Source organism: Sporosarcina sp. A2 (assembly GCF_050858885.1).
Classification (GTDB): Bacteria; Bacillota; Bacilli; order Bacillales_A; family Planococcaceae; genus Sporosarcina.
Window position 1 is genome coordinate 2,358,523 of the sequence record NZ_CP193898.1, and the last position, 22,943, is coordinate 2,381,465.

Below are 22,943 nucleotides of genomic sequence, written 5' to 3' on the forward strand. Positions count from 1 at the left end.
ACATCGTCTCCTTCTTTATTTCTACATTCGATTGAGGACATGCAACGTATCTAAAACATGCTCCAAAAAAGTTGAAAGTTCAGTCATGTTCTCTTCAGTAATACGTGTTTTGAAGACTGCTTCAATTGAATTCATCAATTTAAGATCCGCTTTACCATACACATACCGAATCGTTTGTGTAAGTTCAATATCCTCTTCCCAAATGGACGCCATTACTTGTTCAATCCCTGCACATTCAGTTTGAGGATCAAGAACGCTTTTTTGAAAACAGAGGGACAGCGAACAAGCGGGATTTGCTTTAGGGTCTTCCATAATTTCTCCAGCAATATCCCCTACACCTGCATGCAATATGACTTCTACATCAATTTCAGGATGATTGCGAAGGACGAAATGCAATGCAAACTCGCGGGATAAAACCGCAAAATCCATGACGTCACGTCTATTTTGAATTTCAATTTGCTCATCCAGCGTATCCAGATCATACAGCTGGTTTTCTAGTGCGACTTTCAAATTATCAAATATCGTCGGATCGTACATGTTCGTAATCTCCTTCCAGCTCGATGACATACACATCTTTAGTTAATCAATCTTTCTTTATCCAGAATCTGCGCACAACAGTACCGTCTTCTTCAGTGAAGCTACCGTCTTCTATTCCGCCATTTTTTTGAATGGTCTTGGCAGATCCAACGTTGTCTTCATTACATGTAATCAGCACAGAACTGATCCCCAATGTATCGGTCACTTTCAAAGCTTCTGAGAGCATCCATGTTGCATATCCTTTACGGCGCTCTGACGGACGGATGCCATAACCAATATGTCCACCTACTTGGTGCAAATACTCATTTAAGTCATGACGAATATCAATCATGCCTACAACTCGTTGTGTATCATCCACTAAGAAATAATTCGTACACGGAAGCCATTTTCCGTGGCCAGCTTCTCTTAGAGCGAGCTCTTCCAAGTAGGTTTCATAAGGAATCCCTTCATCCCAATTAAAACTACTTGGAATCATCCGATCCTCATCCCACTCATTTCGATAGGCTGCATGCTCTTCTTTCCATTTCATAGAAGGTCGTTCCAGTCGCATGATATCTCCGTCCTTTCTTAGTCTACTGAAAGCTGCCTGTATTCAAAAAACGCGAAGTAAGGACAGCTGTCTCATAGTGGTGATGGATATCCTTATGCCCGTAAGGAAGTGTTGTGAAATCTGTGAGTTCTGAAATAGTAACAGACGACAATTCCACTCGTCCATCATTTTCACCATGGATGAATCGGCCTAACCACAAGTTGCTATTCGTTCCTGCGATTGCACCCAGTTCAATTTGTGTTTCATTTGTTAACGCAAGTTTATGTATATAAGAAGCATTCAAAGATTTAAGTGTTCGAAACCATTCTGTATAGCCTTTGACGTAACTTGCTAACACCGCGAGTTGACTTCCTTGATTGGGAGTAGCTATTTGCACACAACGTCCTATACGTCTAGTTGCTTTAGACTCTTTGAGTACATGTCGGACGAGTAATCCTCCTGTACTGTGTCCAACCAAATGAATCGTTCCGTCATAAGTCTCTGCCAGATTCTCCAACTCATCTAACACTCTCTTTGTTGCTCGATCAAATTCATGACGAGTTAAAGGAAGAGAGATCGAATGACATCGAAAACCAAGCGACTCAAGATTGTTTGCTAGTGACATCATATCTTTCGATGATTTATTGAAGCCATGTAAAAGTAAGACTTGGTCCATTTCACTCTCCCCTTCCCTCTCCACTCGTTATAGCTACTTGATGGAATGAAAACTTGTTAGTTCGTTACAAACACACAGCGGCTAAGATTTTCTGAATGTCGTAAATGCTAGCATCTTTCTTGAATTGCTTGTCCACTAACGGTTCCTCAGCGCTAGAAATCCAGATTTTTAGTTCTGCGTCCAAATCGAACGTGCCTGCTGTTTCTATACTATAGTGGGAAATACTTTTATAGGGAATGGAATGATATTCGGTTTTCTTACCAGTCATGCCTTGCTTGTCCACAAGGATGAGACGCTTTTCCGTAAATACCATCATATCCCGAAATAACTTAAACGCAGCTTCCACGGACTCGCCCTCTATTAAAATTGTCGCTAATTCTTTTTTTACAGTCGCTGTATCCACCGTCGATGCATTGCCAAGAAACGAATCTAAAAATCCCATTTTAATTCCTCCTTTTTGTTGTTGTTCACATTAATTAATTTTTCAATCATCTTCATTATACCACGCTAGGTAATGATGAATCAGTAATAGTTACAACCACTTCCAACATACTTTTACTAATTCTTTTTTCTTTAAAGTATGAGGTACTTTATCTACTGACGGTGAGTTTAACAACAAGAGTGAAGTATTGCTGCATGAAATTCTTTCTGAACTGAAGATGTTAGAACAGGTCAAGATCGTATTGAAAAGCGTTTAGTTGGTATTCAAGGTCAGTTCAATGAGATTCATGGACAAATTAAGGACAGTTGGCAAGTATGGAAACCAGACAAGAGGACATGCATTATTTTGAATCCAAAACGTTGGAACACGACAAAGATTTATTCAATATGAAGATACGAGCATAGCTGACTCCCCTATCACAGCAAGAATAAGCTCGCTTGCCCTCGCCTAAAATTTTCAGTGATGTATACTTTCCCACTTCCACAGGCATCTTACCTTTAGGAGGTGAGCCTGCATGGGAAACAAAAACAATCCAAAAACAATGAATGAGCGGACGAACAACCCGTTTGATACGTATCAAAACAAAGACCGTGACGCAAGTAACAGCAATAATAACAATCCGCTAGACAACGCTGATACGGAATTTGCTCCTGAATTTGATGCGAAAGTAAAAAACAAGAACAATAGGACCAATCATGACAAAAATCAACAATCGAATAAGAAGAAATAAGAAAAAGTAAATAATCCTTGGATAATAACCCTTTCAGTTCTCAAGTACAAAAACCTAATTAAACACCAAAAAGAGCCCTAATTCGCTTATGAATTAGGGCTCTTCGTTTTGCCTATCCTGTTATATTAAGTAACGCCCCCGTAAAAAACTCGCCCGATTGAATGTCAGGAATTTCACTTTATCTTTTTTTGTAATAGCCCAAACCGATAAAATCCCTACTATTACGAACAAAGTTAAAAATAACTTTAAAGCAGCAAGTTCAAATGAATTTACATTTTAATTCATATTATCTATCTGTTTATTTTTGCTTTTTTTCAAAATACTCCGTACGAATCTTTTCAAGTTGCTGCTTTTTATCAAATTTTGCAGGCTTGATTTTTTCATGATACTTTGACACAGCCTTCATACCTTTGTAATCTAATTGATATTTCCCCAATTTATTCACCTACTTTTCTTGTCTTTAAATATAATCCATTCAAAAAATATAGTATACCTTGTTTTACTGAAGTAAACCTTTTTACTTTAGTCGCATACTCTTTTCTTTCTATTTGGCCTGTTTGCGATATTGACGAAATCGCGTATAAAGCAATCACAAGCGTTAATTTAATTGATCATTTATATTATCAACTGACTTTGCCGATAATGAGTAGATAGTATTCGTATCACTAACATCCATTATTGTTCCGTATTCTTGACCTAACCAAAGAAAGAATGATTTCTCACCTAATTCGACTTTATAATTTGGGTCTGCCATATCCACTACACCTGGTTGTTTCTTAGCACTGCTAAAAGCCTTTTTAAATCGTTTAATTGCTTTTTCATCTGTAAAGGTGACTAATGAATCTTTTTTAACTTCAGCAAAGCTTTCCATCTTATAAACATTTACTTCCTTAACCGCTTTAATGCCATTGCTACAACCGCTTAGTGTTGGTATAAGAACAAAAAGAAAGATTGCTATAACTAAACATTTTTTCATATATTCGCCCCTTTCAATGCACGTGTATTGAGATTAATACCCCTTTATCCAAGTTAGTCGCGATTACTTAGATAAAGTTTCATATATACCCTTTAAATGGCCCAATTCACTTACAAACCGTATGCAACAAATGCGCCTTTTGTTTTACAAAAGACTATAAATAGCGACAAACATAACAAATCCAGATACAAGAAAAAAATTAAAAGCATCTGCATTCCGTTTCTTAAATTCAGTAATCCCCATCACAATAAAGATCAGCCCCGCTATAAGTAGCATATAGGGAATTACTGTTCCGACATTTCCATTTAACAATCCATATCTGATAATCCAATCATCGTAATCCCTAAAACAATCCTAAGTATTTTCATATGTCTTCACTCCAATCAAATGCCCCTTATGTAGATCAAGCGCAATTCCTTGTTATAGAATCGCACCCGTTAGTTTAATAAGAAAAGCAAATCTAATAAAGAATAGTACATACTTATGATACGGTTCACCTTAATGTAGTTAGTTTCCATTTTCTATATATATCCTTACCAGCGATTCATCGCTATTTTCACCCAGACAACGTATAATAAGAGAAGCAGAAGAAGAATTTATTTTTCCTCTAGATAAAAAAAGAGGTGCAATTACTTGAAACAGTTTGAAACAGCATTACCTGAGCAGTATGAAGCATTAAAAAAACAGGCCAATTATACGTCTAGCTGGCGAGAGCGTTTAGACGCAGTCGAAATGTTATCGGCTTATCAACATGACAAAGTCATAGATTTATTAAAAAATCGTATGCAGCATGATACTGTCAACAAGGTGCAATTAGCAGCCTATGAAGCACTTGTGGCGTTTGGCGAGGCCGTAGAGAAGCCATCACCTGCACGTTTTGATATTATCAAAGGCACAGACAAAATTTTCCTGCGGGTGAAAAAGAGCTTGCCGAAGGACCATACAGTGGCAGACTTTGCGGATAAACTAAAACGTATGCGTTTAGATGTCTTTGATGCGTATGAAGGCGACAAAGGTGTACAATTTATGAACTGGTTAGAGGAACGTTGGGCAAAACTGTAATCAGTAGTTTTACGATTTTTGAAGGAAAGTCATTCTCTCCGCTTGTGGAGGGAATGGCTTTTTCTTATCTTACGGTGCGGTTCATCGAAACCAATATTAAATTGTATTACTTCTTTTCTTTGATCATCTATCTTTATTGTTTAACGATAAAACAAACACCTTATTAAACTAACTGGCCCTATTGTTGAACGATTGTGTTCCATAATCGCCCTCGATATTCCAGTATGTCTTTTCATAGAAGTAATTGGTTCGATTCCGTCTATTGGATAATCGAACCAATTACTTTTATAAACAAATAACTAAACTCGTATTTAGCCTTGTGGCATTTTGCTTATATCCATATACAACGCATTCCATCGATGTCCGTCGGGATCAGCAAAACCGCAGCCATACATCCAGCCATCCTTTTCGCCTGGCTTGTTGAATACAGTACCCCCAGCAAGTTCAGCCTTCAATGCAAACTCATCAACTTCATCCCTCGAGTTCGCCCCCAAAGAGAATAACACTTCCGTGCCTAGACACGAATCTGAAACCGCATTACCATCAAAACCTTTGAACGTGGATTCCGGAAAGAACATCAAAACAACCTGATTATCGCCAACTATCAAGCTGAATGAGCCGTCTTGACTTGCATATTGTTCATTCAAACGAAAACCGAGTTGGGTATAAAATACCTTAGCACGTTCTGGATCCCGCACTGGTAGGTTTAACCACAATTCTCCTGACATACCAAACAACCTCCTAGTTTTTCTTATAATACATAACCACTGATATAGCTCGATTCAGTCACAGTGCTTCTTCCACAACTGCCCCTATTGCGAAATATCCCACACTACATAAGCAACCTTGTCACTCTGGTAAATTCAACTGCCAGGATATACCGAACTGTTCATTCAACCATCCGAACTTTTTGCTGAACCCATAGTTATTTATAGGCATGAGTGCTGTGCCATTTTGTATCAATTTATCATAAATGTCATCAATTTCTCCTTCGGTATCACATGTAAGGTAGATAGAAAAAGACGGGGTAAATGTAAACTCATGGTCAACGTGGCTGTCGATACACATGAATTCCTGCCCCTTTAAAGAAAATACAGCCCGTATAACTGTACCTTCTTCACCGGGGCCATCAACTCAGTATCGTGTAATACTTTTAATTTCTGAATCCTCGATGAGTGATGTGTAGAAGTTCATAGCTTCTTCTGCAATGCCTCCCTGAAACATTAAAAACGGTGTTACGTTTTTCATATTCAACATTCCTTTCTTTACTAAAAATCGCCTTTTTGAAGCACAGATTTTGTTCGTGCATTGCCCCCGTTTACGAAAAATCAGGTTAATGATTATTAGATACACCATTTGCTAGTTAAACTATCGCTTTTTAGTTTCATAAGCATTTTTTCTTTATTTAGCCAGTTCTCTCTTATTAAATTCATATTAATAGAGTCAATCCATTTTCCTTCAAATTCTAGATCGTTTTCATCAATGCTATTTGTAATAAAGCCAACCTTTTCATAAACATACTTTGCTCTTGGATTGAAGTCAAAAACACTCAAAGTTAGTTGATTCAGTGTAGTGTTTGTAAATATATAATCAATTATAAGTCGGGTTGCTTCCGTTCCTAATCCTTGATTCCTTCCCCTAGGTCCAATTAGTATCCTAAAATTCATACTATGATTTTCTTCATCGTATAAATTGACTACTACCTCTCCGACTAAGAAGTCCTGTGATTTGTCAACAATAGCAAGATCCAAGCGATCACTTTGTCCATTTCTTGTGTTGTACCATTGTAAAATTGATTCCCTATCAAAATCCGAACTGCTTCCTGTTAGTTTTAACACTTCGGGATCCTTTAAGTATTCCTCAATAAAAGGAAAATCTCCATCCATAAAAGGCCTGAGAATAACTTTCTCCCCTTTTATTAGTGGTTTATCAGCTAGATGTACCATTTCATTCCCCCCATTAATTCTATTTAACATTTACCCACTTTAATTAGTGTGTACTAATACTAACTACCCTGTATCTTTAGTACATTTATTCACAAGTCATTCTCAATGATTTGGCCCGATTGAAGCATAAATCTTCTTCATTTATCGCACCCATTTGCTGAAAAAACAGCTCGACAGTTAAGGGAGCGATTTATTTCTTATGAACTTTTACATAGACACTTCCAAATATTTCATCTTCGATATAAGCATCTAACTTCCACATTCCACTTTTAGGGAGTTCCATATTTGTTGGCAAGTGCTGATCTGCACCATTATTAGGGCTAGGAAAAGAATTTCCTCCTTTTGGTACAATTATTATTTCCTTATCACTGTTTTCGTGAGTTCCTAAAACCTTAAAATCACCAATTAACTCATCTTCATTTCCCCAAAAGTGCCACATATACTTTTGTACTTTGTTTGGATAAAATCTGATACCTTCACTATCATCGTAAATAAAACCCAAACGCCCCTCTTCCCCAATCATTGTGTAATTGCCTGATTCAAATAGAGGACTTTCATTCCAATTATGTTGAATAACTTCTTCTTTTATTGGCTCTTCGTCATTACAGCCTGCAATTACTAATGATAAAATTACTACGCAAATTAAAATTAATCTTCTTTTGAACATATTCATGCCCCTCCATTTTTTTATGTTTATTCCCCTTAATGGCCCGTTTGTTTAAATTCAGAAGATTCATAATCCAACACCATTATACCGGAAATCCCCAGGAGGAACTATTGAAAATGAAAAAGCACCGCTAAATGCGATGCTGATTGATGTTCTAATTTAATGTTAATTTACTTGTTACTTTAACTTTTGTACCACTCAACTGAACGGGGTACCTTGGATAATTAATGGTGTTAATTAGCTATAAAGTTTCTAATAGTACTCTCGGTATCTACTTTATTTCACTTCTACTTTCACATGGCCTTCAATATATGTTGGATACGCAGTCAACTCAATACGAATCGGATTCGAATAGGAAGTCGTATCAAACGATAGGCTCAATTGCGACCCTTCTTCAACTCCTCCCATCCCCCATGATGAAGTAACAAGTTCTTTTCCTTCAGCATCACTTGCAGTCGAAAATGGGGCATGTCGGAAATCCTTCACGGATAACACTAGTTCGATTCCCGTTCGATTCGATGACACTTGCTTTAATTGGGGACCATCAGGATACAAAAGCAACTCATTTGTAGCGGTATTTACTTCTAGAAAAGCCTGTTCTTTCTTGACTGCTTGTGCTTTGTTGATTTGTAGATAGAGCTTTTTTGGAGTTGAGAAGTAGTTGCTCTGTAAAAAGAAGGTATGCGTCGTCTCCCCCAGATTACTACCAAAAGCAGTTACCCCATTGGAAATTCAACTCCACACTTCTCCTTTTTCATCGACTAGACGTATATCTTCAAATGATAAGATTTTTTTCGAGTTGTTTAGATCGAATGTGATTTGCACAGCTACTCTCAATGGGAGATCACTACTTCATCAACAGTAAAATGCTGTTCATCTAGTTCTACTGTCTGATTCAGCATATATGGTTTGCTGGGTTTCGTTTGCTTAGGCACTTTGAATGGAATCAAAAATTTTGCTTTTTCCCCATCAATCGTCGTGTCTGCATCGACTGTGAAATTTAGATTACTAAACACAGTACGTTCTGAAAACGTGAGCTCCAATTTCTCTTGATAGGAAGAGACGTCATTTACCTGCATCCCACCATAGGAGATTCCTGCGTCAGGCATCGAGCCTGAATTTTTAATCTCAAGGATGTTTATTCTAACAGTTTTCATCTTTTTAGGTGATTTAATCGTATAATAAGCTCGCAGTGACCTCAGGGTTTTGTGCAGTCTGGACTTTACCGTACCATCCAGGATATTCTCGAGTTTTGCAATGTCTTTAATCTTCACATTTTGAAAGTATTTGAGGTAGATTAGCTGCTGTTCTTTTTCCGGTAGTGCAGCAAGGGCTTCTTTTAGTTCAAGCTACGAGACGTCTTCTTTTCCCAGTTTGTCAATTTCAGATTCCTTATGATGAAATCGTTTTTGCCGTTTCAACTGATCTTGGCAGTAATTCATCATGATTCGAATAAGCCATGTCTTCGCATATGCAGGTTCTTTCACAGTATGGATTTTGTTGTAGGCTCGCACGGTCACTTCATGAAGTGCTTCTAATGCATCGTGTTCGTTTTTCAAAAATGCGAGTGCTGTTCTCAACAAATCCTCTTTATGTTGTCTCATAAACGCTAAAAATGCTGCTTCGTCACCCGCAATTGCTTTACGACTTAGTTCCAACTCATCCATGCCTCTCCAACTCGTTCTTGCTATTGTTATTCATTAGACTCTACTGAACGGAAATAGTTCATGGTGAAAGTTAACTTTTCAAAACTCTTTAAACGCACATAAAAAAGCACTGAACCTCATGTAAGTTCAGCGCATTTACCATTATCTCTTCCACTCGGCTTCATAATGAGCAATATAATCTTCCACTGTGATTTTTCTACATAACTCAGCAATTAACTCATAAGGAATGGTTTCCATCTTTTTTAATCGAATACAGCTTTTCCCCATGTCCAATTTCGTCTTAACGTGCTTCGGATATTCTGCGACGAACCAATCATGTACTTCAGGAAATGCATAGATTCCCATGTGGTAAATACCTATGAAATTTTTCTGAGAACCGATGCTAAGAAATGGCAGTGGTTCTTCCGGTTTGCAGTGGTACCCATCCGGATAAATACTATGTGGGATTACATATCCGATCATGCCATAGGAAAGCGTTTCTTCAAATCCATTCGGCAAGTTGTCTTTAATCGTTTGACGTAGCTTTTCGATTGCTTGCTGTCTGTCTTCCGGAAGTTGGTGAACGTATTCTTCAATGGTTTCCGCTTCAATTCTCATAATAATCCTCATCTCTTTTTCTTAGAATTTATAGTTGAATTACCCTATCTTGATTAAGATTTTCAGTCTTACAATTTAGTTAAAATCACTAAAATGTGAATCTTTCCGCCCCCCTCTGTAGTACAGTAGAGAGTAAAGTTTTACAGAGAGGGGTTTTCCATTGAATCCGTTTTTATCCATTTGGAGTCGTCCTACAGAGACGATCCACTATGTACTCAAACAAAAGAAACTATCTTTCAGCTTTATACTTGTTATCTTGGCTGCGCTTGCGATTGCCCCACTTACCATCACTCAACTTCTTTTCATAGAAGAGATTCCGCTGATTGGTATATTACTCATCGCATTTATCGGTTTGTTTATCCTTTCAACTATTGGTTGGTTTGTGAATAGTGCCCTCTATACATGGATTGGCAAGTGGCTAGGAGGCACAGGTTCTTACAAACAAATGCTCACAGTGGTTCCGCTTGGCTCACTCACCGCAATCTACCTTTTGCCATTTTCATGGTTGATGATGATTGCCTTGATCATACTCAGATCCTCTGAATCAGATGCTACCGCTACATTATTTATTGTCCTATTCGCTGTATCTTCCATTCTTTCATTTGGATTAATGGGATTGTCCGTTTATGGAACGGTAATCCTATCAAAAGCAATCGGAATTGTACATGGCTTTTCTGCATGGAAGGGATTCGGAACAATTGCCATTCTAATGGGCTTTGTTTTTGCACTGACTTTAGTTGGTTGGATCATCTTGTTTTTCATCATTTTTGCGTTCACTTCCTATTAATTAGAAAAAGAGCATCTGTTGCTTGCAAAACAGATGCTTTTACTTATGTATGCAGTCCCCGAACCCACCCTCGCTAAGAGCTGTAAATCAGTGCATGGTCGTTACAATGACAATCGATTTGTACAGGTGTCACAGTACTGGGCATTAATTGTCTGCGGTCATTAGCCGCAAAGTAGGCCCCGCTACTTTTTTTAATCCAACGTTCCCTGTTGGCGGGTTTGCACTCACCTTTACAACACCAAGCTACCGACTGTTATGCGTTATTCCACTAAATCAATATTCCAGTTCATTCCTTGAATTTTCGTATCCATTTCCCGGTACGCTTTTGATAACTGGTCAACTTGTTTTTGGATCTCCTTCACATTCACCGTGCTAACGATACGAATTTCTGACTGGCTGTACCGATCTGCTTGTTGTGCCGCTCCTTCAGCCACCTTAGACAGAAGCGTTCTTTGGTCCATTAACTGATCGCGATCTGTCAACGCATCAGCAAGTGACCGTTGTTCGTCAAATTGAACCTCACAATTGGTCCGGTTAATTTGTTTGATTAGCACCGTCACTCTTTGACGAATCTCAGCAAGCTCGGAAAGCATCTCATTCGGGTCTTCTGCTGGTGCGTCCCCTTCTTGAATTTTGAGGTTCATATGAATTCGCCTTTTTAACTGTTCAATGCGTTTCTGATAATCTGCCCGTGCTATCAAAGCTTCCGCTAATTTCATTGTCTGTTCCTCCTCAAGCCATACTCGTTAGGTTGTTATTCTGCATTCTTTTGAATTCTCCTCTTTTTTTGAAATGGCCATTAAATTCATTATGAATAAATAATAGAAACAAAAGAAGATGAAGGAAAGTAGTTAACCAAAAAAAACCGAAATCATCTAGAGTGAATGAATTCGGTTTTATTGTTCGTTTTCACCACCACGGTTCTTTCATCGGATCGTCTAATTGCAATTCTACATAGTAGGGGATCAAACGAATACACAATATAGCTAGAAATGTAAGGTAGACAAGTGCTCCATAAATGCTATGTTCAAATAGATTTGCAGCAATAATTATTAGTGGAATGAAAAGTTGAAATAAGCTCGTTTTCTTCCTAGAATTCCTTGTTTGATAATTTTCCTCACCACAATTCGGACATTTGGTTTTTTCATTTCTAAATGCCTTTTTGAAGGCTAACTTACGGGCCCACGGCGATCCACAATTTGCACAGAAAGGCAACGCACTTCCCTGTTTTCGAATGCTTTGTTTAAGTAATCCATATATAATGAAGAACAAAATTGCCAGCAAGAGCGTTTTCACTGAGTCATACGTGAGTATACCCAAGAAATTTAGAGTGCCACCACCGTCTGCTTGTGTAGCACTAGAAGAATTTCCTGCCTTACTATTGATAAACATGAAAGCCACTGACAACAAAATAAATGACGTGAGCACTATTCGATATTTCCAAATGCGTCCCCGCGTTTTATGTTCCCGACTGCTTTTAACATTGTGAATGATCTCTTGTTTTCGTTCGATGCTGAAGGTGATTTTTTGCAACTCCGTATTCAACTGGTCTTTAATCGAATCCATGAGAAAATCCCTCCTGTTCTTCTAATCGTACTTTCAATTGGGACCGGGCACGTTGTAGTCGAGTCCGTATCGTTGCTTCAGGACAATTTAAGATATCTGCAATGTCTATCGTCGAAGATTCTTCGTAATAGTACAAAACCAATACTTCACGATAGATAAGTTTCATAGAGAGTAGGGCGGTTAACACAGTTTCTGAAGTTTCTTGTTCAATAACGTGCCATTCCGGTGTTTTTCGCGTATTAATCCCTTTTATCTTTTCTTTTACTAGCATACGTTTGTGTGTCCAGCTTCTTAAGTAATCATGACTTCGGTTCACGGTCATCTTTACAAGATACGTCTTTAACGAACTATCTTGCCTGAATTGCTCGGATCGTTGATAGTAACGAATGAATACATCTTGCACAATATCTTCAGCGGTACTTTGATTTTTGACGTATATATAAGCGACTCGAAGCAAATAATCGCCATAGTTATCCATCACTCTTTCGATATTCACTTCCGAACTCACCTGCCTTTTCACTATAGACGGACGTCACTTCATATCCGATTCAATTTAAATCTATATAATTTTAAAAAACCTGTAGCGTCCTTTTCAGGATACTACAGGTTACAGGATTATGAACAAGAAGCAAGTGCTATTTCATTGTCTCGCTCCTGAATTAGAATATTATTTTTTCCATCCAGTTTAAATTTGATGCCTCGATCGTCTAAACAATATATTAAGTAATCTCTAGAAGTTTCATTCATGTTTCATGGTTTCCATAGATGATATATTCGCTGTTCTCATCTGCACACGCCCCTAAAGACATCAGTGTCACTAGTGTAACCAAAGGAATGAAAAGTAACTCCTTCTTTTTCATATCGTTCTACTCCTTTCACTAATTTCTACCGACTCTTATAATAAACATAGTGTCATGTGGCAGGTTCTGGTTTTAGTATACGAACAAACTAGACTTATAGCTACCTAATTCCGATCAATTCTGACATATTTCGTATCTATGAAATATTTCCGGAATGTGTTTCATCAACAAAAAAACCAGATCCCTATCGCCAGGATCTGGTACGTACTTATGCTAGTTTTTTTACGTTGGCGGACGTGTGTTGTCCATATAAGTAAAAGCTCATGACTTCATCAACATATGGTTTCAGATTATGCGTTTCCTCACCCATTCGTTCGAGTCCTTGATGCTCGTAAAATCCGACATTACAGCCACTATCGGTAAACAAATAATAGTCTTCGATTCCAACCGCTTGTGTATATTGCAGGAATCTCTTATAAAGTTCTCCACCAATTCCATTACCACGTTGGTCACTGCCTACAATAAAAAAGGCAAGTTCCCCCTCAAACTTCAATCTGCTCTGATCAAGCAATCGATGATTGAGCCGGTCAAACCCTTCAAAGAGCTTCGCCATATGACGTCCTTCTTTTGTTCTTTTTAAATTCCCGGTTGCAAGAAGGCCTTGTGTCGCGTACCTCATCGGAGTTTGGAAGTTCTTTTCAACTTTCCCCATAATAACTCCCACTGCGATCCCATTGTTTTCAGCAACGCATGTGAATGTTTGGTTCGCAAGACAACTTGCTAGATAGAACGTAGCCATCTGTTTTGCCACTTGTGGTGAACAGTAACGTTCATACTCCCATGTATCACTGATGATCTTTTCAAGTGCTGGATAATCTTCTCTCTTAATTTCTCTAAATTGAATACTTGCTTGTTTCATTTTGACATCCTCCAAAAATGTTGTTGTTCCTCTTACTGTTACTCATGTTAAACTGTACAGTAACTGTAAGGTCAACTAGGAGGCACTAAAATGAAAAAGCAAGATCAAATTCTATTTACAGCGGGTCAATTTGCGAACTTACACAATATTAACAAAAGGACATTGCACTACTATGACGACATCAAGTTATTCTCTCCAGTACAAGTTGGAGAAAATGGATACCGGTATTATAGTTATTCACAAAGCCCAACATTGGAGATGTTACTAACATTACGAGAACTCAATATGTCGATCGACGAAGTGTCATCATTTATGGCTAACCGATCAGCTGAGTCCTTTCATGAAATCCTTAGGAGTAAAACAGCTGAGATCGATGCGAACATCGATCGCTTGCGACAGCTGAAAAAGTTATTAACAAGTAAAGAAAGAATGCTCAGCTTAGCCGAGCATTCAGAAGTGAATCAGCTCGAACTCATCGATTGCAAAGAAGAGCTCTTAATTCTCGGCCCTTCGCTATCAGGAGTCGAAGACGAAGAGTACCTGGACATCCTCATGGCAGATTCAAAAACGATGCGGGACTCGCGTTTCTTCAATAAAACCTATGGAACGATGATTTCTTCGGAAAAACTCATTGCTCATAATTTTGACGAATACGAATGTTTTTTCACAAAGGTTGATAAGAAACCAAAGGAGCTCCATGCTTTCGTTAAACCCTCGGGACGCTATATCCAAGCTTTTTGCAAAGGGAATTGGGACCGTCTACCTGAGACGTATGAAAACATCCTAAACTTCGCTAAAGAACAGGGCGTGACGCTCACTGGGTTTTCTTATGAGGTCGGTATTAATGAAATGGTTATCAATTCAATAGACGAGTACATTACGCACATTCTTGTTCAATGTAAATAATAACTTATCCACAAATAAAAAGCGTGAATGGAATCATTCACGCCTTTCTTAAAGAAGTTACTATTATTTCTGCAAGACTTCTAAACTCTCACGCATTTTGTTTGTTGCTGCGACCATGTTTTTGAGCGCGGCAACGGTTTCTTCTTGTTTTCTAGTTTTTAATCCACAGTCTGGATTAATCCAGAACTGTGATGGCTCTAGTACGCTAAGTCCCTGCTCGATGACATCGACCATTTCTTGTACTTCTGGTACCCGTGGGCTATGGATGTCGTAAACGCCAAGACCAATTCCTTTGTCGTATGCAAACTCATCGAACGCGGAAACAAGATCTCCGTGCGAACGTGATGTTTCAATTGAAATCACATCTGCATCCAATCCACTAATGGAATCGATGAAATTGTTGAATTCGCAGTAGCACATGTGCGTATGGATTTGCGTTGTATCTTCCACAGACCCCGTGGCCACTCTGAACGCAGTAATCGCCCAATCCAAGTAGTCGTTCCATGCAGATTTCTTCAGCGGTAACCCTTCACGAAGTGCAGGTTCATCGACTTGAATGATTGGTATACCAGCTGCTTCTAACGCTTCGACTTCTTCACGCAGTGCAAGAGCGATCTGATAGGTGACATCCTTACGAGAGATATCATCCCGAACAAATGACCAATTCAATATAGTAACCGGACCTGTCAGCATGCCTTTCATCGGCTTATTCGTCAGTGATGCTGCATAGACTGACGCATCAACTGTTATTGGGTTCAGGAATGTAACGTCGCCGTAAATAACTGGCGGCTTAACACACCGCGATCCATAGGAAACGACCCATGCTTTTTCAGTAAACACAAAGCCGCCTAACTTTTCACCGAAATATTCCACCATATCCGTCCGCTCGAATTCACCGTGGACAAATACATCCAAACCGATTTCCTCTTGGAAAGTAATCCACTTAGCGATTTCATTATGAACAAACTTTTCGTACTGGTCGTCTGTCAACTCACCTTTCCGCCATTTGTTGCGCGTGCTACGAACTTCTGGCGTTTGTGGAAAACTTCCGATTGTTGTTGTGGGTAACAACGGTAATCCTAACGTTTCTTGCTGCTTCACACGACGTTCAGGCGCTGCTGACTTTCGTTTACCATCAGCCTCACCAATGTTGTCCACAGCTTGACGTAATTCAGGGTGATTACGAGCAGGCAATGATGCAAGCTGTTTACGGGCAGCTACACTTTCAGCGATTGTCTTTTCAATAGTTTGTTTGCCTTCACGAACGCCTGTTACAAGCGTCTTCACTTCTGCAAGCTTTTCATCCGCAAACGCTAATGCTGCTTTAATTGTCGAGTCTAGCTTCGCTTCTGATTTCAACGAGACCGGTACGTGAAGTAGACTACTTGAAGGCTGAATCCATAATCGATCTTCTGAAACACATGTAAGAATTTCACTCACAAGGTCCGTTTTCGTCTGCAAATCAGCACGCCAAATGTTGCGACCATCGATTACTCCTGCAGCGAGAACCTTACCTTCTGGGAAACCATGCGTTTTCAATTGTGCTAGATTGTTCTCTTTTCCTGCCACAAAATCTAAGCCGATTCCTGCAACCGGTAACGCAATAACGTCTTTATAATGTTCTACAGCGTCAAAGTATGTTTGTACAAGGATGTTCAGTTTTGGTACTTCCGCGTTCAACTGTTTATAAATCTCTGTTACTGCTTGCATTTCATCTTTAGTAATTGATGTGGATAAAATTGGTTCCTCTATCTGCACCCACTTCGCACCCGCCTCAGCTAACTCTCGCAAAACCTGTCCATATAGTGGAATTAACTGAAGTAAAAATGCTGGAATATCTATTTCCTCGTACCCTTTTGAAAGCTTCAAGAAAGTATAAGGTCCGATCATTACGGGCTTCCCGTCAATGTCTAGCTTTTCCTTCGCTTCTAAATACGCAGTCAAAGGCTTGTTCTCTGTCAATTCCAGCTTACGAGTCCCATACTCAGGAACGATATAATGGTAGTTTGCGTTAAACCATTTTGTCATTTCTGATGCCACTGCATTGTCATTCCCTCTCGCCATCGAGAAGTATGTGGAGAGCTGAACGTCCTCGCCATCCCACTCATAACGCTCTGGGATCATACCAAACATGACAGCGGTATCAAGCATCCTATCATACAATGTGAACTCTCCAATTGGAATTAGGTCAATCCCGGCATCTTTTTGCTTTTGAAGACGCTCTAATCGGATCTTTTCCACTGTAGCAAGGAATTCCGATTCCTCAACTTTACCACCCAAAAAAGCTTCTAATGCTCGTTTCCACTCGCGATTTTCTCCAATGTATGGATACCCGATCGTACTGCTGATGATTGACAAATGACTTCCTCTCCTCTTCACATATGATAAGTCGTGTTTTTTTGTATAAAAAAACACTTCCAACGAGGGTCAGAAATGTGGACGCAACGTTATAAGTTGCGCTTGCGCATTCTAACACTCCCTATCGACCGTAGGGTATTGCGTCATAAGAAACTAGGCAGTTGTCTGGCTTCAGCAAAAAAGCTGTCACAGTGGCGGGACCGCGCCGGGATATTCACCGGCTTCACTTTTAAGATCTAGTCACTATCTTTCTACTAGATCACCTAGTTCTATTGCTTTACTATTTGATTGTCGATTGACCAAACCTACCATAGTTAAATTATTCTGTCAATCCAGGTATTCAGTATACTAGAGAAGGAATATACTTATTTTTTTCTCCCTATAAATTGAATTACCCGAGACAAACCGCTATGTCCTGCGCCTTCTTCTCGTACGACTTCGTTCTTCTCGAAGTGTAAGTGCTCCCAATCGGAGAACCCATCGAAATCTTCCCTATCATACATATAAGAAAGGTCTTTCGGTCCACCTGTTCCGTAGTCAATCTGCTCTCTTGCATAGACTTCTGTCACAAATAGGCCGCCTGGTTTCACCGCTTGACGAATGCCTTCAAGCGTCCGCTTCCGCAACTCCGGATTGAAATGTCCAAACACGCAAACGACCGTATCGTATGCATCTTTCGGCCATTCAGCTTCTTGAAGATCTTGTATTGTGGTCGTTAGTTGAACACCCTTTTCTTCCGCTAACGATTGTGCTTTATCCAATCCAGATTGAGCAAAATCCCAAATCGTTACGTCGCATCCTTGCTCCGCTAAAAAGACTGCATTTCGTCCTTCCCCCTCAGCAACCGCGAGAACATTCGGTCCAATCGTAAATCGCGCTGCTGTTTCTTGAACGAAGACATTTGCCTCTTTCCCAAATACATAATCAGTCTGATCAAATCGCTCATGCCATTTATTCATCTTCATACTCCCCTTTACGGTTTCATTCAACTACCTATTTCTTGTTTCTTCCTTCAATATACAAAAACAACTTCGCGTAATAAGACTCTACCTTTATGACGTCAATCCCTGATGTTGTGATCATCTCCAGCGTATCTCGATTCAACTGGCATCCATCGCAAATCTTTTCCCACAACGGATTTAAGACATCTTGCGTCTTACTGAGCAACGTTGGTTCCATCCGGACATGTTCAAAAAATAATAGAGTAGCTCCTGATTTACTCACACGTTGAATTTCATCAAGTGCTTTCATAGGATCAGGAATCGTACAAAACACAAGTGTGGAAACGACAGTATCAAATGTATCATCTGCAAACGGCAGTGATTCTGCTCCCACTTCATGAATGTGAACTGGAACTCTCGCTTGTATCAGCCGGTTCTCAGCTCGTTTACTCATTAATGGATTAGGCTCGATTGCATCCACCTGAGTCGCATTTCTGTAATATGGAAAGTTAATACCCGTACCTGAGCCTATTTCTAACACCCTGCCTGCTGCCTTTTCAACGAGCGCTGTTCTTACTTTTTTAAATCTCGTCGCTTCTAGTGGTTTCATCGCAACGTCGTAGAGCTTTGGAAACCAGTTTCCCATATATCGAGTCTCCTCTCAACGTTTTTACTATTTCCCTATTAATTGAATACGATCTCCGTAACTCTTCGCATAATGCATTCCTTCAATTGAAAGTGTTTCTGGCAGTTTATCCGTTTTAAAGAGCAACACTCGTTCATTGTAAGGCATATCGTCTTCTCTCTCTAGATGTTCAGACCCTAATATTGTATATAGTGGCGTGGATGTTCCTTTTGCCTGAATGGCTACGCCGTCTAAAAGAAGATTTTGCTCAGTCGCAATGGTTACTTGTATTCCATCGGTTGTTTTTTCGACCTTACGAATGAGTAGCTCTTTTCCATGGACTTCAACAGACTGCTCGTTATCGCTAGTAAGTTCAATGCGTTCATTCAGTTTCTGATAGCCCACAAATTTATCCACAACGATCTCTAACGTTTCGATTTCCTTCGGCAGACGGTCATAGTAAATTTCAATATACTGACCAAAGAGAGCTGATTTTCCAGATCCCCCCTTCAATTCAACGGGTTTACCATTCGCAAGCAATTGAACACCACTTTCGCCTAAAGAAATACGATCATAGTTATCTACATTTACTTTTCCTTTAATCGTGGTACGACTCGGTGTTGCTGTGATGGAGTCAAATCGGATGGTCCCTTGGTCTACATGTACTTTCTTTCGGATCGACTGCTTCAATTCAGTTTGCATCGCTTGTTTAGGATTATAAGCAAACGTAATGTCACCTTGCTCTGTTCCTTCATTGTACATATAATCTATCGTAAGTTCTTTCGCAAACGGATTCACCGCTTCAAACCCTTGGATCCCCTTCATTTCTGTTCCTTCGTCATTCATTGAATGCGTACCGTAAGTTGCAAACGCCTTTGTCCACAACCCTTGAATTTCCGAAAGTTGTATATCCTCCAAATTCCCTTTTGAATTTTTCGCGGTGTAATAGAGAATGGATTGGTTTTCATCTGTCAGCAACACGTCCAAGTATAGCTCCGTTCCATCAGAAAGTGTGACCTTTTTGTCGATTGCCTGCCCACTATCCTCTTCATTCAATTGAGCGAGCGTATCCGACATTAATTCATCATACCCGAGTAATTTCTTTCCGTAGTATGCGAATGCACTGTAGTTATAACTGACAAAAGAGAGGACTACTAGAGCCACCGCAACAGCTATCCATTTTGGAGCTTTGTGTTTTCTGCGAGGTGGTGTTTGTTCTAACGCGAAACGTAAACGTTGTTGTAATTCTTCAGGAGCTTTCACTTCTTCTAACCGTCGCTTTTCTGTTTCAAATTGCTTGTCGATTTCACTCATGCCAATCACCTCCATGTTGTTCGCGCATTTTTTTCAATCCTTGAGAAATCCGTGACTTCACGGTTCCGATTGGCACATGCGTCATAGTAGCTATTGTTTGGAGCTCCAAATCATGAAAGTATTGCAGTTCGATAGCTTCTCGTTGTTTAGGATTAAGCTGTGCTAACATTTCTGTTAGGTCTAAATGTTGTTCAGTCTGTTTAAATGAACTCGGTCCATCGAAAGGTTTTATCGTTTCATTAAAACTCTCATCATCGGTCTCCATCAGTATGATTGTTTGCTGCTTCTGCAACAGTTTTTTACATCGATTCACAAGTATCGTTTTGCTCCAACTGTAAAACAACTCTTCTTTTTTTAGTTGAGGAATCGATTGATACAAGCTCACAATCATATCTTCCATCGCATCCATCGCGTCATGAGGATTGCCCATATACGTTAGAGCCAGCCGATAGTACTCGTCTTGCTGCTCATTGATTAACTGCAGCAGTGCATCTTTATTCCCCTTTTTCGCCTTCTTGACCAACCTAACAATCCTCATTACCTCACCTCTCTCTTATAAGAGTTCTCATATGGACAAAAAGTTCATTTTTTATTTATGTTTGACTCTCATACACTAGACACTCCATTAAAAAGAGTTCTTCATTTTATTTTCAGTTGTCAGACGTCTTACTCTTGCCATCATCAATTTTTCGTGATAAATTGATGAGAAGGAAAAACTTCATACTAAAATCAATCTGTATAACCTCGATAATATGGTTCGAGGGTCTCTACCAGGATCCGTTAAGTCCTGACTACAAAAGAATTTTTGTAGTCGGGACTTTTTATATTTTCAAAAATGGGGAATTCCCCATGGTAGGAGGAGACTTTTTGGACATTCGTGTATTTTTATTAGCCATTTCAGCAATTACAGTTGGTTTGGTTGAGTTAGTTGTGGGTGGTATTTTGCCCGTAATCGCTGAAGACTTACAAGTATCGATTGCAACTGCTGGACAGCTCATTACAGTTTTCGCTTTGGTCTATGCAATTGCAGGACCTGTATTGCTGTCACTAACAGCTAAAATAGAACGGAAAAAGCTATACTTGATCACACTCTCGGTATTTTTCTTAGGAAACGTATTCACTTATTTTAGTTCAACATTCGCACTAATGATGACCGCAAGAATTTTGACGGCAGCAAGTGCTGCATTGGTCATTGTCCTTTCCCTCACGATTACTGCACGGATAGCAAAACCGAGCCAACGTGCAAAAGCGCTCGGCTACATCTACATGGGAATCAGTTCTTCCCTAGTACTCGGTGTTCCGCTAGGTATCGTGATCACCAACGCATTCGGCTGGAGAACCGTGTTCCTCGGGATCGCTGTTCTTACAATCGGTACGATTATATTGATCAGTAAATTTTTCAATAAAATTCCAACGGGTGACGTGCAACCACTTTCCGAACAGCTTAAGTCACTAGCGAACAAGAAAATCGTTTTTGCCCATCTAGCAACGATGTTCATGCTCGCAGGTCATTATACGGTATACGCGTATTTCACGCCGTTCCTTGAAACGACGATGAACCTTGGTTCTTCATGGATTAGTGTCTTTTACTTCTTGTTCGGAATTGCTGCTGTTGCGGGTGGCGCTTTTGGTGGTGGACTCGCAACACGCATCGGCTCAAAGAAGAGTATTTTGATCATATTAGGTACGTTTTCGCTTAGCTTGTTCGTGCTACCCTTCTCGACATTTTCTATACCAGTTTTCATCATCGTCATGATGATTTGGGGAGCACTAAGTTGGGCACTTGCACCTGCACAACAAGATTACATCATACAAACAGATCCCGCTTCATCGGATATTCACCAGAGTTTTAACAATTCCGCTCTTCAAGTCGGAATTGCATTAGGATCCGGTGTTGGTGGAGTTGCGTTTAGTCATACAGGTAGCGTTACAAGTATGCCAGCTGTGGGTGGCTTCATCGTCATTATCGCTTTTGTCTGTGCTGCAATTTCACTATCAATGGCCACTCAGAAAAAGAAAATCCAAAAGAGCAGTCATCCACAAGTTTCTGAAAGAACACTCTAAAATAGGAAATGCCTCACTTGCAACTATGCAAATGGGGCATTTTCATTTTATTCAATTTCCGATTTTCACGGACCGGTCTTTGTTTTGTAGTGTTGCTAAAATACTTAACGCAGCAAGTAAACTGGTCTTCGGATTATGCACCATCGGAGTATTTTCAACTTGAAGATGCATCTTACCGAAATCGCCTTCTGCTTCAATTGTATGGGTATTCTGTGTAACGTTGGGGTCGACAACTACACGCACAGTGGTCTTCTCAACACCAATTCCTGCTAACGCCAGAATGAGCGCAACATTTACGTTTTTCGGAAAACGCTTAACAGCTTCACGCGCAGACCCTTCAAATAGTATTTCTTCCTCATAAACTTTATCCATGCCGAGCGACCCAGGCGACTTCCGCGTAGTGATCCCAACCTTGTTTAATCCATTCAATGCATTCGCGGATTGCAATAGATCCAAGCCTCCAATTGCGCCTGACGGTAGATAGATATGTACGTCATTCGCTTCAGTGAGTACGCTCAGTTCATCTAGGAATTCAATATCGCTAAAAACACCAATACTGCTAACAACTAAATCTTTATTACTTTTCACAATATCTTTCGCATACATTCTAGCAACTTCTGCAGTAGCAGCTTCAACGACGATATCCATGGGAGTCTCCAAAAACTTTTGAAAATCTGAATAGAAGTCCACTCCGAAACGTTCACTCAATTGCAATCCGATTTCCTGGTTTCGCCCGAACACTGCACTGATTTCTCCATCATAGTCGTTGTTCTTTTGCACTTGATCCAGTAAAAACGTGGCAATGTTACCTGTTCCGATAATTCCAATTTTCAT

The 22,943-nt window shown here is 39.7% G+C and carries 29 protein-coding genes, 2 pseudogenes and 2 riboswitches; of the genes and pseudogenes, 5 read left to right on the forward strand and 26 right to left on the reverse strand.

Going from position 1 to position 22,943, the window contains the following annotated elements; genetic code table 11:
* Positions 1-21 precede the first annotated feature (21 nt).
* The 4 genes from ACRPI0_RS12010 to ACRPI0_RS12025 all read right to left on the reverse strand — a co-directional run bounded on the left by ACRPI0_RS12010 (position 22) and on the right by ACRPI0_RS12025 (position 2,184).
* On the reverse strand, positions 22-537 hold the full coding sequence (locus tag ACRPI0_RS12010; protein WP_432352889.1) for a hypothetical protein: 516 nt from the start codon (positions 535-537) through the stop codon (positions 22-24).
* A gap of 46 nt (positions 538-583) precedes the next feature.
* The gene (locus tag ACRPI0_RS12015; RefSeq protein WP_432352890.1) at positions 584-1,087 is read right to left on the reverse strand and encodes a GNAT family N-acetyltransferase; all 504 of its coding nucleotides are present in this window, start codon (positions 1,085-1,087) and stop codon (positions 584-586) included.
* A 22-nt stretch (positions 1,088-1,109) separates the two neighbouring features.
* The gene (locus ACRPI0_RS12020) at positions 1,110-1,742 is read right to left on the reverse strand and encodes an esterase/lipase family protein (RefSeq protein ID WP_432352891.1); all 633 of its coding nucleotides are present in this window, start codon (positions 1,740-1,742) and stop codon (positions 1,110-1,112) included.
* 64 nt (positions 1,743-1,806) lie between these two features.
* Positions 1,807-2,184 (reverse strand): PH domain-containing protein, encoded by a 378-nt coding sequence (locus tag ACRPI0_RS12025; protein WP_432352892.1) that lies wholly within the window; start codon positions 2,182-2,184, stop codon positions 1,807-1,809.
* Between the two features lie 514 nt (positions 2,185-2,698).
* Between ACRPI0_RS12025 and ACRPI0_RS12030 the strand changes: the two genes are divergently transcribed.
* On the forward strand, positions 2,699-2,914 hold the full coding sequence (locus ACRPI0_RS12030) for a hypothetical protein (RefSeq protein WP_432352893.1): 216 nt from the start codon (positions 2,699-2,701) through the stop codon (positions 2,912-2,914).
* A gap of 298 nt (positions 2,915-3,212) precedes the next feature.
* Here the strand turns inward: ACRPI0_RS12030 and ACRPI0_RS12035 are convergent, their stop codons facing one another.
* From ACRPI0_RS12035 to ACRPI0_RS12045, 3 genes are all read right to left on the reverse strand, one after another.
* Complete coding sequence (locus ACRPI0_RS12035; RefSeq protein WP_432352894.1) at positions 3,213-3,350, reverse strand: hypothetical protein; 138 nt, start codon at positions 3,348-3,350, stop codon at positions 3,213-3,215.
* Positions 3,351-3,512: 162 nt separating this feature from the next.
* Positions 3,513-3,890 carry a hypothetical protein gene (locus tag ACRPI0_RS12040; RefSeq protein ID WP_432352895.1) on the reverse strand — a complete coding sequence of 126 codons (378 nt, stop codon included), beginning with the start codon at positions 3,888-3,890 and terminating at the stop codon, positions 3,513-3,515.
* A 144-nt stretch (positions 3,891-4,034) separates the two neighbouring features.
* Positions 4,035-4,166: a DUF3953 domain-containing protein gene (locus tag ACRPI0_RS12045; protein WP_432355948.1), complete on the reverse strand. Its 132-nt coding sequence runs from the start codon at positions 4,164-4,166 to the stop codon at positions 4,035-4,037.
* A 357-nt stretch (positions 4,167-4,523) separates the two neighbouring features.
* Between ACRPI0_RS12045 and ACRPI0_RS12050 the strand changes: the two genes are divergently transcribed.
* Entirely contained in the window at positions 4,524-4,952 is a 429-nt protein-coding gene (locus tag ACRPI0_RS12050) for a HEAT repeat domain-containing protein (protein WP_432352896.1), read from the forward strand.
* Positions 4,953-5,263: 311 nt separating this feature from the next.
* On the opposite strand, the gene ACRPI0_RS12055 is transcribed toward ACRPI0_RS12050, so the two are convergent.
* The 9 genes and pseudogenes from ACRPI0_RS12055 to ACRPI0_RS12095 all read right to left on the reverse strand — a co-directional run bounded on the left by ACRPI0_RS12055 (position 5,264) and on the right by ACRPI0_RS12095 (position 9,829).
* Positions 5,264-5,680 carry a VOC family protein gene (locus ACRPI0_RS12055; RefSeq protein WP_432352897.1) on the reverse strand — a complete coding sequence of 139 codons (417 nt, stop codon included), beginning with the start codon at positions 5,678-5,680 and terminating at the stop codon, positions 5,264-5,266.
* A 121-nt stretch (positions 5,681-5,801) separates the two neighbouring features.
* A pseudogene (locus tag ACRPI0_RS12060) lies at positions 5,802-6,200 on the reverse strand (VOC family protein).
* A 95-nt stretch (positions 6,201-6,295) separates the two neighbouring features.
* Positions 6,296-6,898, reverse strand: coding sequence for a GNAT family N-acetyltransferase (locus ACRPI0_RS12065; RefSeq protein WP_432352898.1), 603 nt, complete (start codon positions 6,896-6,898; stop codon positions 6,296-6,298).
* Between the two features lie 190 nt (positions 6,899-7,088).
* Positions 7,089-7,565, reverse strand: a complete 477-nt coding sequence (locus ACRPI0_RS12070) for a hypothetical protein (protein ID WP_432352899.1) — start codon at positions 7,563-7,565, stop codon at positions 7,089-7,091.
* 276 nt (positions 7,566-7,841) lie between these two features.
* On the reverse strand, positions 7,842-8,120 hold the full coding sequence (locus ACRPI0_RS12075; protein WP_432352900.1) for a hypothetical protein: 279 nt from the start codon (positions 8,118-8,120) through the stop codon (positions 7,842-7,844).
* 278 nt (positions 8,121-8,398) lie between these two features.
* Positions 8,399-8,722 carry a hypothetical protein gene (locus ACRPI0_RS12080; RefSeq protein ID WP_432352901.1) on the reverse strand — a complete coding sequence of 108 codons (324 nt, stop codon included), beginning with the start codon at positions 8,720-8,722 and terminating at the stop codon, positions 8,399-8,401.
* Between the two features lie 87 nt (positions 8,723-8,809).
* Positions 8,810-8,863 (reverse strand): annotated as a pseudogene (locus tag ACRPI0_RS12085) (hypothetical protein); the annotation flags it as partial.
* Positions 8,864-8,914: 51 nt separating this feature from the next.
* Entirely contained in the window at positions 8,915-9,232 is a 318-nt protein-coding gene (locus tag ACRPI0_RS12090) for a sigma factor (RefSeq protein WP_432352902.1), read from the reverse strand.
* A 141-nt stretch (positions 9,233-9,373) separates the two neighbouring features.
* On the reverse strand, positions 9,374-9,829 hold the full coding sequence (locus ACRPI0_RS12095; protein WP_432352903.1) for a DUF1801 domain-containing protein: 456 nt from the start codon (positions 9,827-9,829) through the stop codon (positions 9,374-9,376).
* Between the two features lie 160 nt (positions 9,830-9,989).
* On the opposite strand from ACRPI0_RS12095, the gene ACRPI0_RS12100 reads away from it, so the two are divergent.
* A complete protein-coding gene (locus ACRPI0_RS12100) occupies positions 9,990-10,616 on the forward strand; it encodes a YIP1 family protein (RefSeq protein WP_432352904.1) in 627 nt (208 codons plus the stop codon).
* A gap of 260 nt (positions 10,617-10,876) precedes the next feature.
* On the opposite strand, the gene ACRPI0_RS12105 is transcribed toward ACRPI0_RS12100, so the two are convergent.
* The 4 genes from ACRPI0_RS12105 to ACRPI0_RS12120 all read right to left on the reverse strand — a co-directional run bounded on the left by ACRPI0_RS12105 (position 10,877) and on the right by ACRPI0_RS12120 (position 13,901).
* Positions 10,877-11,335, reverse strand: a complete 459-nt coding sequence (locus ACRPI0_RS12105; protein ID WP_432352905.1) for a DIP1984 family protein — start codon at positions 11,333-11,335, stop codon at positions 10,877-10,879.
* 190 nt (positions 11,336-11,525) lie between these two features.
* Complete coding sequence (locus ACRPI0_RS12110) at positions 11,526-12,182, reverse strand: TIGR04104 family putative zinc finger protein (protein WP_432352906.1); 657 nt, start codon at positions 12,180-12,182, stop codon at positions 11,526-11,528.
* The gene (locus ACRPI0_RS12115) at positions 12,169-12,678 is read right to left on the reverse strand and encodes a sigma-70 family RNA polymerase sigma factor (RefSeq protein WP_432352907.1); all 510 of its coding nucleotides are present in this window, start codon (positions 12,676-12,678) and stop codon (positions 12,169-12,171) included. Before ACRPI0_RS12115 ends, ACRPI0_RS12110 begins: the two co-directional genes overlap by 14 nt.
* A 572-nt stretch (positions 12,679-13,250) precedes the next feature.
* A complete protein-coding gene (locus tag ACRPI0_RS12120; RefSeq protein ID WP_432352908.1) occupies positions 13,251-13,901 on the reverse strand; it encodes a GNAT family N-acetyltransferase in 651 nt (216 codons plus the stop codon).
* Positions 13,902-13,991: 90 nt separating this feature from the next.
* Here ACRPI0_RS12120 and ACRPI0_RS12125 point away from each other — a divergent pair, with 90 nt between their 5' ends.
* Positions 13,992-14,807 (forward strand): MerR family transcriptional regulator, encoded by an 816-nt coding sequence (locus ACRPI0_RS12125; protein ID WP_432352910.1) that lies wholly within the window; start codon positions 13,992-13,994, stop codon positions 14,805-14,807.
* Positions 14,808-14,870: 63 nt separating this feature from the next.
* Here the strand turns inward: ACRPI0_RS12125 and metE are convergent, their stop codons facing one another.
* From metE to ACRPI0_RS12150, 5 genes are all read right to left on the reverse strand, one after another.
* Positions 14,871-17,159: a 5-methyltetrahydropteroyltriglutamate--homocysteine S-methyltransferase gene (metE, locus tag ACRPI0_RS12130; protein ID WP_432355949.1), complete on the reverse strand. Its 2,289-nt coding sequence runs from the start codon at positions 17,157-17,159 to the stop codon at positions 14,871-14,873.
* Positions 17,160-17,304: 145 nt separating this feature from the next.
* Positions 17,305-17,447, reverse strand: a riboswitch (cobalamin riboswitch).
* Positions 17,448-17,530: 83 nt separating this feature from the next.
* Complete coding sequence (locus tag ACRPI0_RS12135; protein WP_432352912.1) at positions 17,531-18,124, reverse strand: class I SAM-dependent methyltransferase; 594 nt, start codon at positions 18,122-18,124, stop codon at positions 17,531-17,533.
* A gap of 34 nt (positions 18,125-18,158) precedes the next feature.
* Positions 18,159-18,752 (reverse strand): class I SAM-dependent methyltransferase, encoded by a 594-nt coding sequence (locus ACRPI0_RS12140; protein WP_432352913.1) that lies wholly within the window; start codon positions 18,750-18,752, stop codon positions 18,159-18,161.
* A gap of 27 nt (positions 18,753-18,779) precedes the next feature.
* Entirely contained in the window at positions 18,780-20,045 is a 1,266-nt protein-coding gene (locus ACRPI0_RS12145; protein WP_432352914.1) for a DUF4179 domain-containing protein, read from the reverse strand.
* Entirely contained in the window at positions 20,038-20,583 is a 546-nt protein-coding gene (locus tag ACRPI0_RS12150; RefSeq protein ID WP_432352915.1) for a sigma-70 family RNA polymerase sigma factor, read from the reverse strand. Before ACRPI0_RS12150 ends, ACRPI0_RS12145 begins: the two co-directional genes overlap by 8 nt.
* 176 nt (positions 20,584-20,759) lie before the next feature.
* Positions 20,760-20,859, forward strand: a riboswitch (purine riboswitch).
* Positions 20,860-20,912: 53 nt separating this feature from the next.
* Here ACRPI0_RS12150 and ACRPI0_RS12155 point away from each other — a divergent pair.
* Complete coding sequence (locus tag ACRPI0_RS12155; protein ID WP_432352916.1) at positions 20,913-22,109, forward strand: MFS transporter; 1,197 nt, start codon at positions 20,913-20,915, stop codon at positions 22,107-22,109.
* A 51-nt stretch (positions 22,110-22,160) separates the two neighbouring features.
* Here the strand turns inward: ACRPI0_RS12155 and nadX are convergent, their stop codons facing one another.
* The gene (nadX, locus tag ACRPI0_RS12160) at positions 22,161-22,943 is read right to left on the reverse strand and encodes an aspartate dehydrogenase (RefSeq protein WP_432352917.1); all 783 of its coding nucleotides are present in this window, start codon (positions 22,941-22,943) and stop codon (positions 22,161-22,163) included.